The sequence below is a fragment of the Salegentibacter flavus genome (assembly GCF_900115145.1).
GTDB classification, from domain to species: domain Bacteria; phylum Bacteroidota; class Bacteroidia; order Flavobacteriales; family Flavobacteriaceae; genus Salegentibacter; species Salegentibacter flavus.
Window position 1 is genome coordinate 136,909 of sequence record NZ_FOVL01000004.1, and the last position, 15,961, is coordinate 152,869.

Genomic DNA, 15,961 nt, shown 5'->3' on the forward strand with positions numbered 1-15,961 from the left:
AAATAGTAATTAGCTAATGTTTATACCATATTAAGTCCACAAATTTTTCAAAACCGAATTTTTTCAAATTTATATTTAATTACTCTAAAAGAAATCTCCAACAAAAACATTTATTTCAGGAAATAAAACCACCGATTATTCCAATTCATTAACAATTCCTTAAACTTCGAAGAAAAACACTTCCTTAAATTTACTATGCGTGCATAGCTTTTTTTGATTTAAATTATGTAACTTCGTAAACGAAAACGATTTAATTAAAACATCTTTTTATATGAAAATATTAGTATGTATCAGCCACGTACCTGATACTACCTCAAAAATCAATTTCACCGACGGGGATTCGAAGTTCGATACCGCCGGAGTTCAATTTGTTATAAACCCTAACGATGAGTTCGGTTTAACCAGAGCCATGTGGTTTAAAGAAAAACAAGGCGCTACGGTAGATGTCGTAAATGTTGGCGGAACAGAAACCGAACCAACCTTGAGAAAAGCCCTTGCCATTGGGGCCGATTCAGCTATTAGAGTGGATGCCACTCCTACCGACGGCTTTTTTGTGGCTAAACAACTGGCCAAAGTTGCTAAAGAAGGAAATTACGACCTTATTATTGCCGGCCGTGAATCTATAGATTATAATGGAGGAATGGTACCGGGAATGATGGCAGCACTTATGGATGCGAATTTTGTAAACACCTGTATTAGCCTTGAAGTTGAAGGTGATACCGCTACAGCAATCCGTGAAATAGACGGCGGGAAGGAAACCCTAACCGCAAAACTTCCACTTGTAATTGGAGGCCAAAAAGGACTTGTACATGAAAAAGATCTTAAGATTCCAAATATGCGGGGTATCATGCAGGCACGTAAAAAACCGCTTAACGTGGTAGAAGCCGAAGACGTTTCAGCACAAACAGAAACGAAGAAGTTTGAAAAACCCGATCCAAAAGGAGAGGTTAAACTTGTAGATCCTGATAACCTGGACGAACTTATCGATCTGCTTCACAATGAAGCCAAGGCGATTTAAAAATAAAAAAGAGACCTCACCTTTAAATCTGTGAAGTATTCATAAAAATAAGATTTCCTCCTGCGAGGAAATGACTAAAAAATTCAAATATGTCAGTATTAGTATATACAGAATCCGAAGAAGGAAAATTCAAAAAGGCTGCTTTAGAGGTAGCCTCTTATGCTCGGGAAGTGGCCTCTAAGGCAGGTGGCAGCGTAACCGCTGTAACCTTTAATGCCGAAGATACTTCTGAGTTGGGCCAATATGGCGTAGATAAAGTATTGAACATCAAAAACGATAAATTAAGCAAGTTCAACGCTGAAGCTTATGCAGACGCACTTAAGCAAGCTGCCGAAAAAGAAGGCAGCAAAGTTATGGTGCTTAGCCAAAGCGCAAACAGCAAATACATTGCTCCTTTATTGGCAGTTCAGTTGAATGCCGGTTACGCTCCAAACGTGGTTGCGCTTCCTGAAAGCACCGATCCTTTTATTGTAAAAAGAAGTGTTTTCACCAACAAAGCTTTCAACTTGCTCCAGATTAATACCGAGGTTAAGATCGTTGGAGTATCTCAAAATGCTTTTGGTTTAAAGGAAAACCAGGCCGATGCCACTGTTGAGGAATTCAGCCCGAATCTCTCTGAGGAAGATTTCAGTGTAAACGTAGAATCTGTAGATAAAGCTACCGATAAAGTAACTATAGCCGATGCCGAGATCATCGTTTCCGGAGGACGCGGATTAAAAGGCCCGGAAAACTGGGGAATGATAGAAGAAATGGCCGAAATTCTTGGAGCAGCAACAGCCTGTTCTAAGCCGGTTAGTGATATGGGATGGAGACCTCACAGCGAACACGTAGGCCAAACCGGTAAGCCGGTAGCCTCCAACCTGTATATCGCCATAGGAATCTCCGGAGCTATCCAGCACCTGGCTGGAGTGAATGCCGCGAAAACCAAGGTGGTTATAAATAATGATCCTGAGGCCCCATTTTTTAAGGCCGCAGATTACGGGGTTGTTGGCGATGCTTTTGAAGTAGTGCCTAGGCTGAATGAAAAATTGAAGGAATTTAAAGCAAAAAACGCATAATTTTCATAACTTGTGCCCCTTAAAAGGGCTGTCTAAATCTGGTGCAAAGTCCTTATTTAGACAGCCTTTTTTAATTTTTGGAATATGAGTTTAGTCCGCCTTAATATAAAAGGAATTTCTTATAGTCAAACCCAAAACGGGGCATATGCCTTAATCCTGAGCGAAGAAGATGGCGAGCGAAAACTCCCAATCGTCATAGGCGCTTTCGAGGCGCAATCTATCGCCATCGCCCTGGAGAAGGAAATAAAACCTCCACGCCCCCTCACCCACGATCTATTTAAGAATTTCGCCGATAGGTTTGATATCACCGTTAAACAGGTAATCATTCATAAGCTGGTAGATGGGGTTTTCTATTCAAGCCTTATTTGTGAACGCGATAAAATAGAGGAAATTATAGATGCCCGCACCAGTGATGCTATAGCTCTGGCTTTGAGGTTTGATGCCCCTATTTTCACCTATAAAAATATTCTGGACAAAGCCGGTATTTACCTTAAAGGGGATGAAACTTCAGCTACCCCGGAAAAGGAACAGGAAGAGATAATTTCTGAAGAGGTCCTTCCTGACGATATTAGCATCAAATCAGATTCTACCGACTATAAAAAACTTCCCCTGGACGAATTAAAAACCCTTCTTTCGCAGGCCGTAAATAACGAAGATTACGAAAAAGCAGCGCGAATAAGAGACGAAATCTCCAAACGAAAATAATTCCCCCATTTTTTATGAACAAGACCTGGTTCTGTCTGTTTTTGATGATTTTCGGATTAAGCACCGCCTTTTCTCAAAGTATTTCAAAAACCTGGCAACTGCAATCTGATGTGGATAGCACCCAACAATCGCTGTTTTCTCCAAACACCCTTTTGAATTTAGATGAAGGCAGGTTTCAAATCAGCGAAGAAAATTCAGAAGAAAACCTGGCGGAAGGAGATTATATCTACCAGAACAATTTGCTGATTATTTTCGCCAATAAGCCAAAGGATAGCATAATAAACTATCGTATATCCTCACTTACAGACACCTCTATGGTGCTCTCAGATAGCCAAAGGGATTTTGTCTTTGCGGAAACCCTTAAAAGTACCGCAGAAATAATCCCTCCCGAGGCTGCCAAAAAAATGATCCCCAATCAGGGAATAAGTATCGACAGTGTAATTCGCGGTGCTGTTGGGATGTCCGTATTATTGCTTATAGCCTTCATATTTAGTACCAGGAGAAAAGCTATTAACTGGAAAACTGTAGGGATGGGCCTTGCCGCCCAGCTACTACTCGCTTTTGGGGTTTTACAGATACCCTTTATTCAAAGCATTTTTGAATTTGTAGGAAATATATTTGTGCTCATTCTGGATTTTACCGCAGCCGGTAGTGAATTTCTGCTTGGCGGAATGATGGATGTAGATAGTTTTGGATTTATCTTCCTGTTCCAGGTATTGCCTACAATCATATTTTTTTCAGCATTGACTTCAGTACTTTTTTATCTTGGAGTAATACAGATTGTAGTTAAAGGCCTGGCCTGGGTACTTACTAAACTTATGGGCATTTCCGGAGCAGAGAGTTTGAGTGTTGCCGGGAATATTTTTCTGGGGCAAACGGAAGCTCCTTTAATGATCAAAGCCTATCTGGAGCGTATGACCCGCTCTGAGATCCTGCTGGTAATGGTTGGTGGAATGGCTACTGTGGCCGGGGGGGTGCTTGCTGCTTACATTGGTTTCCTTGGAGGGGATGACCCGGTCTTAAGGCTTCAGTTTGCTAAACACCTGCTCGCCGCCTCTGTAATGGCCGCCCCGGGCGCCATCGTAGTGTCGAAAATCCTTTATCCGCAACTGGAACCCATCAATGAAAATGTAGAGGTTTCGTCAGATAAAATAGGCTCCAATATCCTGGATGCCATCGCCAACGGTACTACCGAGGGGTTAAAACTCGCCGCGAATGTAGGTGCTATGCTCCTGGTTTTTATCGCTTTTATCGCGATGATAAATTACGTGCTTAACTATACAGGAAATCTAACCGGGCTAAACGCCATTTTAGCCGAAAATACTCCCTACAGAGGTTTTTCCCTGGAATCTATCCTGGGAATAATCTTCGCCCCCCTTATGTGGATAATCGGGGTGGCAAAAGAAGATATGATGCTGATGGGGCAGCTCCTGGGAATAAAACTGGCCGCAAGTGAATTTGTAGGTTACGTGCAACTTGCAGAACTTAAAAACCCTGCGAATGCGCTTAGTCTTACCTACGAGAAATCGGTGATTATGGCTACTTATATGCTTTGTGGATTCGCGAATTTTGCTTCTATCGGAATCCAGATTGGCGGAATTGGCTCCCTTGCACCGGGACAGCGAAAAACCCTTTCGGAATTCGGGATGAAAGCCCTTATTGGCGGGACCCTGGCTTCTTTACTTTCAGCTACAATTGCCGGAATGATCTTAGGTTAACAACCTGGGGATAAAATAGTGCCGAAGTAAAGCTGAAAATAAATGTGGTTTGCTATTTTAGCTGAAGTATTCTTTTTACTTCAGAAATAGCAACATGAAACAATATCACGATCTTCTAAATCACATCCTGGAAAACGGAACCGACAAAGGTGACCGCACAGGTACCGGCACCCGAAGCGTCTTTGGTTACCAGATGCGCTTTGACCTAAGCGAAGGTTTCCCCATGGTTACCACCAAAAAACTCCATCTGAAATCTATTATCTACGAACTGCTCTGGTTCCTTAAAGGAGATACCAATGTGAAATATCTCCAGGAAAATGGGGTACGCATCTGGAATGAATGGGCCGATAAGAATGGAGATCTTGGCCCGGTATACGGCCATCAATGGAGAAACTGGAACAGCGAAGACATAGACCAGATCAAAGAGATCGTTGAAACCCTGAAAAAAAATCCGAACAGCCGCCGGATGCTGGTTTCGGCCTGGAATCCTTCGGTTTTGCCGGACACTTCCAAGTCTTTTTCAGAAAATGTAGCAAACGGCAAGGCAGCCCTTCCCCCCTGCCACGCCTTTTTCCAGTTTTATGTGGCCGATGGAAAATTATCCCTTCAACTTTACCAACGTAGTGCCGATGTCTTTCTGGGAGTGCCCTTTAACATCGCTTCCTACGCCCTGCTTACCCTCATGATGGCACAGGTATGTGGGTATGAACCGGGAGATTTTATCCATACCTTTGGCGATGTTCATATCTATAATAACCATATGGATCAGGTTAAACTCCAATTGAGCCGGGATCCTCGCCCTCTTCCTCAAATGAAGCTCAACAAGAAAGTAACCGATATTTTTGGATTTGATTTCGAAGATTTTATCTTAGAAAATTATAATCCCCACCCAGGAATTAAAGCTCCTGTGGCAGTTTAAAATGAATTAAAAATTTAAAAAATTGTAATGAAGAATCTATTTGTAATCGCTTTGTTTTTTGTGACAGGTTTTGGTTTCGCCCAGGAAACTTCGGTAGAAGGTAATACGGTAACCTCAAAACAAACCGCCCCTGTTTGGCCTGGTTGTGAAGATGAGTCCGATAAAAAATCCTGCTTCAACATGAATCTCATGACTCATGTGAAAGAAAATTATAAGTACCCTAAAAATGATGAAGGTGAATATCTACGCGGAAAAGTAACCATAAAAATGGAAGTGAACGAAGAAGGAATTGTGGTGATAAAATCGGTGGAAGGAGACAATCCAAAGGTCAATGCTGCCGCAACCGAAATGATCGAAAAAATGCCAAAGATGCAACCCGGCACTCTGGACGGGAAACCTTCAGCAATAAGTTATACTATTCCTTTAAACTTATAAAAGCACATGAAATACTTTGCAATTTTATTCCTGATGCTTGTTTTCCCTACAGCTAATTCACAGGAAAGCAAGGCATCAGGTAAAATTGTGCCTTTTAAACTCGTAGAACAGCCTCCGGTTTTTGAGGGCTGTGAAGATGAAGACCGCGACTGCACCCTTCAAAAAATCACCAACTTCTTTGTTATGGAATTTAACCGGAAAGTTCTTCCGGATAACTTAGAAGAAACCGATCTTGCAATTAAGATCATCCTTGATGAAGCCGGTGCTCTCACCTGGCAAAGGATTGCAACAGATTCTCCGGAAGTGGAAGCAGAAGCTATCCGCAGCTTAAAAGTACTACCAACATTAACTCCAGCTATGCACAACGGAACCGAAGTAGGAGTTATAATAGATTTCGCAGTTAAATTAGGCTATGGAGACCTTGCTGACTCCCAGGTGGACACCCCACCCTTCCCTGATGAATGTAAAAGTTCAGAAGTAAAGAAGGAATGTCTTTCCAAATTTATTCAGAGTTTTGTAAATAAAAATGTTGAAATACCTAAAGTGAAAAAAGGGGGGCATTTTGCCGAACTATCTTTCGTGATTGATGCTGAAGGGAAAGTCGCAGAGATTAAAGTAACAGGAGAAACTGAAAAATTAAACCGGGCTCTATTAACCGTAATTAAAAAACTTCCCCAAATACATCCGGCTACAAAAAATGGGCAGAAGGTACCCTACCCTCTTCGATTACCAATTTATATAGAGAAGCGCTAACACTTTAACTTCGCGTTAACCTGGTTTAAGTCTTATCCTATTCAAAATTCATTAAATTTGAGAGAAAACCATTAGCTTTTTCTCAGTTTTATGCAATCACAACAGGAATTAATATCTTTTTTTAACGAAACCAGGGCCAGGTCTGAACTCATTTGTTCATTCCTGGAAACTGAAGACTATGTCGTGCAACCTATCGTTGATGTTTCCCCACCAAAGTGGCATCTGGGACATACCACATGGTTCTTCGAAGAATTTGTGCTCAAACCGCATAAACCGGGCTATAAACTATTCGATGAAAATTCAGCCTATGTCTTTAATTCCTACTATGAGAGCGTTGGGGAAAAGGTAATTCGCACCAACCGCGGAAACCTGTCAAGGCCTACGGTAGCCTGGGTTTACGATTACCGCACCTATGTCTCAAAAGCCCTTCAGGAACTTATGAAATCTGAAGAGCTTTCAGAAGAAATCCTGGAACTCATAGAAATTGGCTGTCATCACGAAAAACAACACCAGGAACTGCTCTATACCGATATAAAATACATCCTGGGAAACAATCCGCTTTTTCCAAAATACAACGATCAATTCAAAGAAAATCCCATCGAGGACTTCAAAGCAGAGTGGATAAAATTATCTGAAGGACTTTACGAAATTGGCCATAACACCAATGATTTTTGTTATGACAACGAGCTGGGGCAACACAAAGTGTTTCTTGATGATTTCGTGATCTCCAGTAAACTTCTTACCAATGCCGAGTACCTGGAATTTATGGAATCAGGTGGTTACAATGATGTATTGTTATGGCACGCCGAAGGCTGGGATTGGATAAACAACAACAAAATCAATTCTCCTTTGTACTGGCATAAAATAGAAGGCGAATGGCACAGTTACGGGCTGAATGGTCTGCACCCGGTAATCCCCGAAGCGCCTGTAACACATATTTCCTATTTTGAGGCTTTTGCCTATGCCCAGTGGAGAGGTTTGCGCCTTCCAACGGAATTTGAATGGGAAGCGGCCAACGAGTATTTTAAGTGGGGAAGCCGCTGGGAGTGGACTGAAAGTGCTTATTCTCCATATCCTGGTTACACCAAAGCTCCAGGCGCCCTGGGCGAATACAACGGAAAATTTATGGTTAACCAAAAGGTGTTGAGAGGCGGCTCGGTAGCCACTTCAAAAAACCATACCCGCCCCACCTACCGAAACTTTTTCCATCCCCAGCTTAGATGGCAATTCACCGGCTTAAGATTAGCAAAATAACCACCAGAGAAAATATGAAATCCATACCTACTACCGGTTTTAAAACTGCATTTGAAGAAGATGTTTATAAGGGACTTACCAGCTATCCAAAATATTTGCTTTCCAAGTATATCTACGATGAAAAAGGCGACAAGCTTTTTCAGCAAATTATGGATATGCCGGAGTATTACCTCACCAATTGCGAAATGGGTATTCTTCAGGAATATACCGCCCAAATAGCCGACTCTTTTACTGCCACAGGCGGCTTCGATCTTATCGAACTAGGTGCAGGCGACGGGAAAAAGACCAAAGTGCTCCTTAAGCATTTAAATGAGCAGAATTATGAGTTCACTTATCTCCCTATTGATATCAGCGAGCACGTTTTGAAGGTTCTGGAGGCTTCAGTAAAAAAAGAAATGCCAGGAATAGACATAAAACCTCAGCAGGGTACTTATTTCAAGACACTGGAAAACCTCGCAGATTTCAGCAAGAGAAAAAAAGTGATTCTGGTATTAGGTTCCAACATCGGTAATCTATTGCACGAAAACGCGATTGAATTTCTGCGGAATATTCAGCAGGCGATGGCGCCGGAAGATATGTTATTTATGGGTTTTGATCAGAAAAAGAATCCACAGAAGATCCTAGATGCCTATAACGATCCGCACGGAATTACCGAGGCCTTCAACAAAAATTTGCTGGTTAGGATTAATTATGAATTAGGCGGAAATTTTAACCCTGATACCTTTAAACACTGGGAAACTTACGACCCCGAAACCGGAACGGCAAAAAGCTTCCTTGTGAGCAAACTGGATCAGGAAGTTTTCATTGAAGCCTTTAATTTAAAAGTGCATTTTGATGCCTGGGAAAGCATTCACACCGAAATCTCCCAGAAATACGATGAAAAGATAGTCGAATGGCTGGCAGGGGAAGCAGGTTTAAAGATCGAAACCCGCTTCGCAGATTCCGAAGATTGTTTCCGAAACTATATTTTCAGAAAGCTATAAATTCTCAACCGGCAAATTTCTTAAGTTGTTTTATAAGAAAATCTACTTCCTTCTCGGTATTGAAATAGTGAAAACTAATCCTTATCCCATCCCCTCTTCTGGAAGTGATAATATTCTGGCTGCGCAAAGAATTATATAACTTTTCATCCCCTTTTATATTGAAAATTGAGGAATGTTGCTCGCGTTTAATCACGGCTTCTTCCAGCAAACCAAGTTCTTCGAAAGCAGCTTTTGATTTTTCCAGTAGTTTCTGCAGTTGGTTTTCTATCTCCTTCAGCCCCATGGTTTTTAATAATTCCAGCGCAACCTTCAGGCTTCCGAAATTCAGGGTATCTAAATGCCCGGGCTCAAATTTTCCAATAAAATTGCCTTCCCTTTCCTTGTATTTTCCCTGCAGGGAACCAAAACCAAGTGCTTTTGGGGAGACTTTCCCCTGGATGCTCTCATTAAAAAGCATAAAACCATTACCGTAGCCCGCATTAAGCCATTTATAGGAGCTGCAGATCAAAACATCCAGGCCTGAAGCTTCAAAATCAAATTCCTCCGTACCGCAATATTGGGTGCCATCAGCGATAAAAATGGTATCGGGGTAATTTTCCTTCAGTTCCTTAAAAAAATCAATACTCAGTTTGATCCCGTTTAGGTACTGCACAATGCTAAAGGCAAAAAAGTCGGGTTGCTCTTTTTTGAAAGCTTCAGCAATATTCTGCTCAAGGTTTTCATCAATTTCAGCATAACTCACTTCAAAATTTCGGGATTCTACTGCCCAGTTTATCGAGGGATAATCCTGTTTCAGCAATAAGGCTTTTTGAGGTTTTTCCAAACCTTCCAAAAGCGTATTAAATCCGAAAGAAAAATTAGGCACCAAAGCCACCTGATTCGCAGGGCAATTAAAAAAACTGCCCACGCTTTCTCTCACCTCTGTAAGAAGTTCTCCCATTTTCTCCTTTAACACTCCCGCTTTTATAAGAAAATCCAGGTCATGATCCTGCCTGAATTCCCATACTTTTTCCGGAAGCAAGCCCGAAGCCGCCGTATTGAGGTAAGTATATTGCTCTAAAACCGGGAAACCTTTTCTAAATTTATCCATAAGCAGTGGTTAATTATTGCTAAAACCTGTAAATTTGATTAGACACTAAAGTACTATTATGTTTTCTAAAAAGAAAAACCCTTCGAAACTCGATGCCGAGCAGCGTGAACTCTATGATAATGCCCGCCATAGAACACTCCAAAAAAGACATCTTTTCCAGCATTTTGTGATATTCCTTATAGGCGCTACTTTTTTAATTGTACTTAATGTGGTCATTGGCTACAAAGAAGAGTTTAAATTGCTGGGCTACGACTGGTTTGTTACTGTTATTTTGGTTTGGGGTTTCCTCTTTTTTATTCATCTCATTAATGTTTTTGTTATCAACAGTTTTATGGGCAAGGCCTGGAAGAATCGGCAGATGGAACGCCTGGTAAGCAAACAACAGGAAAAGATTGCCGAAATGCAGAAACAGGTGGAAAAAGATTATCCCTTGCCGGAGCATCAAAAAACAAAACCGGTTGAAAAACCAAAAGAAATAAAACCCGGTCCTGAAAAATCAATTGATCCGGATGATTTTGACCAACCTTACAATACCTGAAATATGCTCACGATGATTGCGGCAGCAGCCGAAAATAATGCCCTGGGAAAGGAAAACGATCTGGTTTGGCATCTTCCCGATGATTTCAAGCGCTTTAAAAAACTTACCACGGGCCATCATATTATCATGGGAAGAAAGACCTTTGAATCTTTTCCGCAAGCTTTACCCAACCGCACTCACATTATCATTACCCGTAACAAAGATTATAAAGCTAAAGGAGCCGTAGTGGTTCATTCCCTTGAAAGAGCCTTAGAAATAGCTAAGGATGATCCACAGCCATTTATTATTGGTGGGGGTGAGATATATAAACAGGCACTTCCCTATTCTGAGAAAATTGAACTCACCAGGGTGCACTCTGAATTTGAAGCTGACACCTTTTTTCCCAAGATTGACAATACTAATTGGGAACTGGTTAATGAAGAATTTCATCCTACCGACGAAAAGCATAAATATGCCTTTACTTACTTAACTTATGAGCGTCGCTAAGCTGTTAGACCAAATAGCAGAGCGAAATAACTTCGGAATAAAAGCTTATTCCCGGCTTACCGGGGGAGATATTAATGATGTTTTTCTGCTCACTTCCAAAGAGGGCAAAAAGTCAGTGGTAAAACTTAACGATGCCGATAAATATCCGGGAATGTTCGAGGCCGAAAAAGCTGGGTTGGAACAACTCGCCAGGCCTGGAGTTATCGATATTCCTGAAGTTCTTGCCGTGGGAAATATTGAAAACACAGCTTATCTCTTGCTGGAATATAAAGGCTCCGCCCCGAAGGCACCTGATTTTGCGGAAAAATTCGGGATGCAACTTGCTGCACTTCACAAAACAACTTCAGAGGAATTCGGGTTCCCTGAAGATAATTATATTGGAAGTCTTCCGCAGTACAACAAGTCTTCGAAATCAGCAGCCGATTTCTATATAAGTCAGCGGCTCGAACCACAACTCAACAAGGCGAAAGACCGAGGCTATTCCCTTCAGCTTAGCGAGTACTTCTTCAAAAATATTTCAGAAATAATTCCGGAAGAACCACCTGCGCTCATTCACGGCGATCTCTGGAACGGCAATTACCTGGTAAACGAGAAAGGTCTGCCTTGCCTTATTGATCCCGCCACGGCCTATGCCCCCAGGGAAATGGATCTGGCAATGATGAAGCTCTTTGGAGGATTTGAAGAAGAGGTCTTCACTGTTTACAATGATTATTTTCCAATAGTTCCAGGCCTGGAGAAACGGATTCCGCTCTGGCAGCTTTATTACCTGCTTGTTCACCTTAATCTCTTTGGAACAGGCTATCTGGCCTCTGTTAGCAACATCATTAAAAAGTACAGCTAACTTCACATTTATTAACATTAACTGCTTAATTTTTAGCACTTTATTGGCGAGATGGGGAATTATAGGTCTTTATCTTCAGCTTTTCAACTATAGATCCTTTGAAGTATGAGCACCCAAAATCTAAATCACAAACAAGCCCTGGAAAAAATGACCAACCTGGTAGAAAGCATAAAAACCGGAATGCTGATCACCTGTTTAAGTGACCGCCCGCTTAATGTCGTACCCATGACCACAAAAAAAATTGACGGCGAAGGTAACATCTGGTTTTTAAGCAGGCTGGACAGCAGTCAAAACTGTAATATCGCTCAGGAACCTGAAATACAGTTGCTTTACAGTGCCCCTAATAACAAGGAATTCATTAGCATTTACGGGATGGCTTCCATCAGTCTCAATCCTGAAAAACTTAAAGAGCTTTATCATACGAGCGATGATGCCTGGTTCACCGGTCTTGACGATCCCAATCTCACGGCTATAAAAGTCATTCCAAAACAATCGTATTACTGGGATGAAAAACGAAATAATTATGCCGACCCCTTTGCCAGCGATCGCATCCCTGAAAAGGATAAAATAAGAACAGGCGAAAAAGGAAAACTTCAGTTATAGCTTAAAAAGCATTCAAAAAGGCCTCAGGTTATGAGGTCTTTTTTATTCTTTCTATTTTAGCCGAAAATTTTATCGGTTTAATTTCTTTGCGAAAAACCGGTATCTAAACTTCAAAACAATGAAAGCATATATTTTTCCCGGACAGGGAGCACAATTTCCGGGAATGGGACTGGACCTTTTTGAAAAATCGGTTGAAGCACAAGATATGTTCAAAGCCGCTAACGCGATTTTAGGTTATTCGATTACCGATATTATGTTTGAAGGTAGCGCCGAAGATCTGAAACAAACTAAAGTTACCCAGCCGGCCATATTTATTCATTCGGTGATCCTAAGTAAATTGCTTGGGGATAAATTTCAACCTGATATGGTAGCGGGGCATTCCCTCGGAGAATTTTCTGCACTGGTGGCTAATAAAGTATTGAGTTTTGAGGAAGGGCTTCAGTTGGTCTATAAAAGAGCAATGGCGATGCAGGAGGCTTGTGAGTTACAGCCTTCCACTATGGCTGCCGTTCTCGGTCTGGAAGATGAAATGGTAGAAGCTGTTTGTGCTGAAACCGAAGGCACCGTAGTAGCAGCTAATTACAACTGTCCCGGGCAGCTAGTTATTTCAGGAGATGTAAAAGCCGTGGAACTGGCCTGTGAGAATTTAAAAGAACGTGGCGCCAGAAGAGCGATGATCCTTCCTGTAGGCGGGGCATTTCATTCTCCATTGATGGAACCGGCAAGAAAAGAACTGGCAGCCGCTATAGAAAATATGACCTTCAGAAAACCTATCTGCCCGGTATACCAAAACGTAAGTACTTTTGCAGTAACCAATCCTGAAGAGATCAAGAAAAATCTTGTTTTTCAGCTTACATCTCCGGTAAAATGGACGCAAAGCGTTCAGAATATGATAAAAGACGGTGCCACCGAATTTATTGAAGTTGGTCCTGGAAAAGTGCTACAGGGTCTTGTAAAGAAAATTGATCGTAGTATGAATGTTTCTTCTGCAGAAGTTTTTTAGTAAAGACTCATTTTTTTTTAAGTATAGTTCCTCAAAAAAGAACAATAAAAAACTCCCGGTATTGCTTCCGGGAGTTTTTTATTTCGATAAGAATTTCTTTTATTTCCTGTAGATCTTCCCTTCCTTCATCACGAATTTTACGTTTTGAAGGCTTTGAATATTCTCTATAGGATCCTCATCAACCGCGATGATGTCGGCTAAAAAACCTTCCTGCAGTTGACCTATTTTATCTTGCATATTTAGTAAACGGGCATTGGTAATAGTCGCCGATTGGATTGCCTCCATAGCGGGCATTCCGGCTTCGGTCATATACACAAATTCCCTCGCATTTTCCCCGTGTTTAAAAACTCCGGCATCGGTTCCAAAAGCGATTGGCACTCCCTTTTTGTAGGCGCGCGCAAACATATCCTGGATCTGAGGCCCTATCTCTCTTGCTTTTGGTACAACCACTTCCGGGTAATAACCTTCCACCTCAGCCTTTTCGGTCACTTCCTTTCCTGCAGTAATTGTTGGAACCAGGTAAGCATCATGCTTTTTCATTAATTCCATGGTCTCATCGCTCATCTTGGTTCCGTGCTCAATGGTTTTTACTCCTGCCCTAATCGCCCTTTGCATGCCTTCATCGCCATGAGCATGAGCTGCAACGTGAAAATCGTAGTCTTTAGCCGTTTCAACAATTGCCCTGATCTCTTCTTCAGAAAACTGCGGATTAGAACTGCTCTTAGCTACACTCAATACACCGCCGGTTGCAGTGATCTTTATCAGATCGGCGCCGTTTTTATAGCGTTGTCTTACAGCTTTTCGGGCGTCATCTATATTATTCACCACGCCTTCCTTTGGCCCCGGATCTTCCATCAATTTTTGGTTCATCCCACTGGTAGGATCGGCGTGGCCTCCTGTAGAAGCAATAGATTTGCCTACGGTAAAAATTCTTGGCCCATCTATTCTACCTTTATTTATAGCATCGCGCAGTGAGATATTCACCCCACTCCCACCAAGTTCACGAACGGTAGTAAAACCGGCCATTAGCGTGGTTTTCGCAAAACCTACAGCATTAAAAGCATTGTCGGCCTCGTTATTAACATACCGCTCCAGATATTTTCCGGGGTTGGTCTCGCTTTCCAGATGAACATGCAAATCAATTAAACCGGGCAACAAGGTCTTATCCTTCATATCGATAAGAGTATCACCATCCTTTTCCGGGGACAAAAATCCGTTTTCAATACTCCTGATTTTCTCTCCGGAAACAATTATAGTTTTATTGGTTAAAACCTTACCGTTCTTCGTGTCAATAATTTTACCTGCCTGGATGTAGATATCCTGAGCCTGTAGTGTAACGGAAAGAAAAATTCCGAAGCAAAAGATCAAAAGTTTTTTCATTAGGTTTCTATTGATTTAAAAAGTCCTTGATTGTTTTAGCAATATAATTAATCTGTTCGTCATCCAGTTCGGTATGCATCGGTAGGGAAAGAACTTCCTTCACCAGTTGATTGGTAACAGGAAAATCGGCTTCATCATACCTTTCATCGGCATAGGCCTTCTGGCTATGCAGCGGAATGGGATAATAGATACCGAAAGGTATTCCTTTTTCTTGCAGGTGTTTTGCCAGGGCATCTCGTTTCCCATTGGTGATCTTCAGGGTATATTGATGAAAAACGTGGGTATCAGGTTTTCCGGTGATCACCGGAGTAACTATCCCCTCTTGCCCTGTAAAGGCGGCATTATATTTTTCGGCTGCTGCTTTCCTGGCGTCGTTGTATTTGTCAAGGCGTGGCAGTTTAGCCCTCAAAACCGCAGCCTGCAAACTATCTAACCTGGAGTTAACCCCAACCACATCGTGGTGATAACGCTCATACATCCCATGGTTTACGACTCCGCGGATGGTATGTGCCAGCTTATCATCGTTAGTAAAGATGGCGCCGCCATCGCCGTAGCATCCAAGGTTCTTAGACGGAAAAAAGGAAGTTGCTCCCACATCACCTATTACTCCGGTCTTATAGCTCTTCCCATCTTCTGAATGGAAATTCCCTCCTATGGCCTGCGCATTATCTTCTATTACATATAAATTATTTTCTTTTGCGATTTCCATGATTTCATCCATATCGGCAGACTGACCAAAAAGATGAACAGGAACTATAGCTTTGGTTTTCGGCGTGATGGCTTTTTTAATCGCCTCAGGATCAATATTAAAGGTGTCTGGTTTTACATCTACCAACACCGGGGTTAATTGTAACAAGGCAATCACTTCAACCGTAGCGGCAAAGGTAAAATCGGCAGTGATTACTTCATCTCCTGGTTTTAAGTCTAGTCCCATCATTGCTATTTGCAGGGCATCTGTGCCATTGCCGCAGGGGATAACGTGCTTTACCCCGAGGTTTTCTTCTAGTTCCTTTTGAAATTTCTGAACCTGCGGTCCGTTAATAAATGCGGCTGATTCTATAACCTCCTTAAATGAGGCATCTACTTCATCTTTTATTTCGGCATATTGACCCTTAAGGTCAACCATTTGTAAGTCTTTCATAGGTGTTTTTTATAAAGCACGAAAATACGAAATATC

17 protein-coding genes are annotated in these 15,961 nt (G+C 41.8%); 14 read left to right on the plus strand and 3 right to left on the minus strand.

From position 1 onward, the window contains the following. The first annotated feature begins 271 nt into the window (after positions 1 to 271). The 9 genes from BM266_RS05130 (at position 272) to BM266_RS05170 (ending at position 8,843) form a co-directional block, all read left to right on the plus strand. A complete protein-coding gene (locus BM266_RS05130; RefSeq protein ID WP_093406724.1) occupies positions 272 to 1,018 on the plus strand; it encodes an electron transfer flavoprotein subunit beta/FixA family protein in 747 nt (248 codons plus the stop codon). A gap of 89 nt (positions 1,019 to 1,107) precedes the next feature. Continuing rightward, the gene (locus BM266_RS05135) at positions 1,108 to 2,076 is read left to right on the plus strand and encodes an electron transfer flavoprotein subunit alpha/FixB family protein (protein ID WP_093406726.1); all 969 of its coding nucleotides are present in this window, start codon (positions 1,108 to 1,110) and stop codon (positions 2,074 to 2,076) included. Between the two features lie 84 nt (positions 2,077 to 2,160). Beyond that, a complete protein-coding gene (locus BM266_RS05140; protein ID WP_093406728.1) occupies positions 2,161 to 2,781 on the plus strand; it encodes a bifunctional nuclease family protein in 621 nt (206 codons plus the stop codon). A 14-nt stretch (positions 2,782 to 2,795) separates the two neighbouring features. Beyond that, entirely contained in the window at positions 2,796 to 4,499 is a 1,704-nt protein-coding gene (locus BM266_RS05145) for a NupC/NupG family nucleoside CNT transporter (protein WP_093406730.1), read from the plus strand. Positions 4,500 to 4,593: 94 nt separating this feature from the next. Then, positions 4,594 to 5,418, plus strand: coding sequence for a thymidylate synthase (locus BM266_RS05150; RefSeq protein ID WP_093406732.1), 825 nt, complete (start codon positions 4,594 to 4,596; stop codon positions 5,416 to 5,418). 27 nt (positions 5,419 to 5,445) lie between these two features. Beyond that, the gene (locus tag BM266_RS05155; RefSeq protein ID WP_093406735.1) at positions 5,446 to 5,853 is read left to right on the plus strand and encodes an energy transducer TonB; all 408 of its coding nucleotides are present in this window, start codon (positions 5,446 to 5,448) and stop codon (positions 5,851 to 5,853) included. Between the two features lie 6 nt (positions 5,854 to 5,859). Then, positions 5,860 to 6,606: an energy transducer TonB gene (locus tag BM266_RS05160; protein ID WP_093406737.1), complete on the plus strand. Its 747-nt coding sequence runs from the start codon at positions 5,860 to 5,862 to the stop codon at positions 6,604 to 6,606. A gap of 90 nt (positions 6,607 to 6,696) precedes the next feature. Next, the gene (egtB, locus tag BM266_RS05165; protein WP_093406740.1) at positions 6,697 to 7,860 is read left to right on the plus strand and encodes an ergothioneine biosynthesis protein EgtB; all 1,164 of its coding nucleotides are present in this window, start codon (positions 6,697 to 6,699) and stop codon (positions 7,858 to 7,860) included. 14 nt (positions 7,861 to 7,874) lie between these two features. Beyond that, positions 7,875 to 8,843, plus strand: coding sequence for an L-histidine N(alpha)-methyltransferase (locus tag BM266_RS05170; protein WP_093406835.1), 969 nt, complete (start codon positions 7,875 to 7,877; stop codon positions 8,841 to 8,843). Between the two features lie 4 nt (positions 8,844 to 8,847). Here BM266_RS05170 and BM266_RS05175 read toward each other — a convergent pair whose 3' ends face one another. Then, positions 8,848 to 9,933 carry an aminotransferase class V-fold PLP-dependent enzyme gene (locus BM266_RS05175; RefSeq protein WP_093406742.1) on the minus strand — a complete coding sequence of 362 codons (1,086 nt, stop codon included), beginning with the start codon at positions 9,931 to 9,933 and terminating at the stop codon, positions 8,848 to 8,850. A gap of 58 nt (positions 9,934 to 9,991) precedes the next feature. Between BM266_RS05175 and BM266_RS05180 the strand changes: the two genes are divergently transcribed. The 5 genes from BM266_RS05180 (at position 9,992) to fabD (ending at position 13,404) form a co-directional block, all read left to right on the plus strand. Then, entirely contained in the window at positions 9,992 to 10,471 is a 480-nt protein-coding gene (locus BM266_RS05180; protein WP_093406745.1) for a 2TM domain-containing protein, read from the plus strand. 3 nt (positions 10,472 to 10,474) lie between these two features. Continuing rightward, a complete protein-coding gene (locus BM266_RS05185) occupies positions 10,475 to 10,957 on the plus strand; it encodes a dihydrofolate reductase (protein WP_093406746.1) in 483 nt (160 codons plus the stop codon). Then, positions 10,944 to 11,798 carry a fructosamine kinase family protein gene (locus tag BM266_RS05190; protein ID WP_093406749.1) on the plus strand — a complete coding sequence of 285 codons (855 nt, stop codon included), beginning with the start codon at positions 10,944 to 10,946 and terminating at the stop codon, positions 11,796 to 11,798. Before BM266_RS05185 ends, BM266_RS05190 begins: the two co-directional genes overlap by 14 nt. A 105-nt stretch (positions 11,799 to 11,903) precedes the next feature. After that, positions 11,904 to 12,401: a pyridoxamine 5'-phosphate oxidase family protein gene (locus tag BM266_RS05195; protein WP_093406751.1), complete on the plus strand. Its 498-nt coding sequence runs from the start codon at positions 11,904 to 11,906 to the stop codon at positions 12,399 to 12,401. Between the two features lie 118 nt (positions 12,402 to 12,519). Continuing rightward, positions 12,520 to 13,404: an ACP S-malonyltransferase gene (gene fabD / locus BM266_RS05200; RefSeq protein ID WP_093406754.1), complete on the plus strand. Its 885-nt coding sequence runs from the start codon at positions 12,520 to 12,522 to the stop codon at positions 13,402 to 13,404. 99 nt (positions 13,405 to 13,503) lie between these two features. Here fabD and BM266_RS05205 read toward each other — a convergent pair whose 3' ends face one another. After that, positions 13,504 to 14,784 (minus strand): metal-dependent hydrolase family protein, encoded by a 1,281-nt coding sequence (locus tag BM266_RS05205; RefSeq protein WP_093406756.1) that lies wholly within the window; start codon positions 14,782 to 14,784, stop codon positions 13,504 to 13,506. 7 nt (positions 14,785 to 14,791) lie between these two features. Continuing rightward, a complete protein-coding gene (locus tag BM266_RS05210) occupies positions 14,792 to 15,925 on the minus strand; it encodes a DegT/DnrJ/EryC1/StrS family aminotransferase (RefSeq protein WP_175494756.1) in 1,134 nt (377 codons plus the stop codon). Between the last annotated feature and the right edge of the window lie 36 nt (positions 15,926 to 15,961).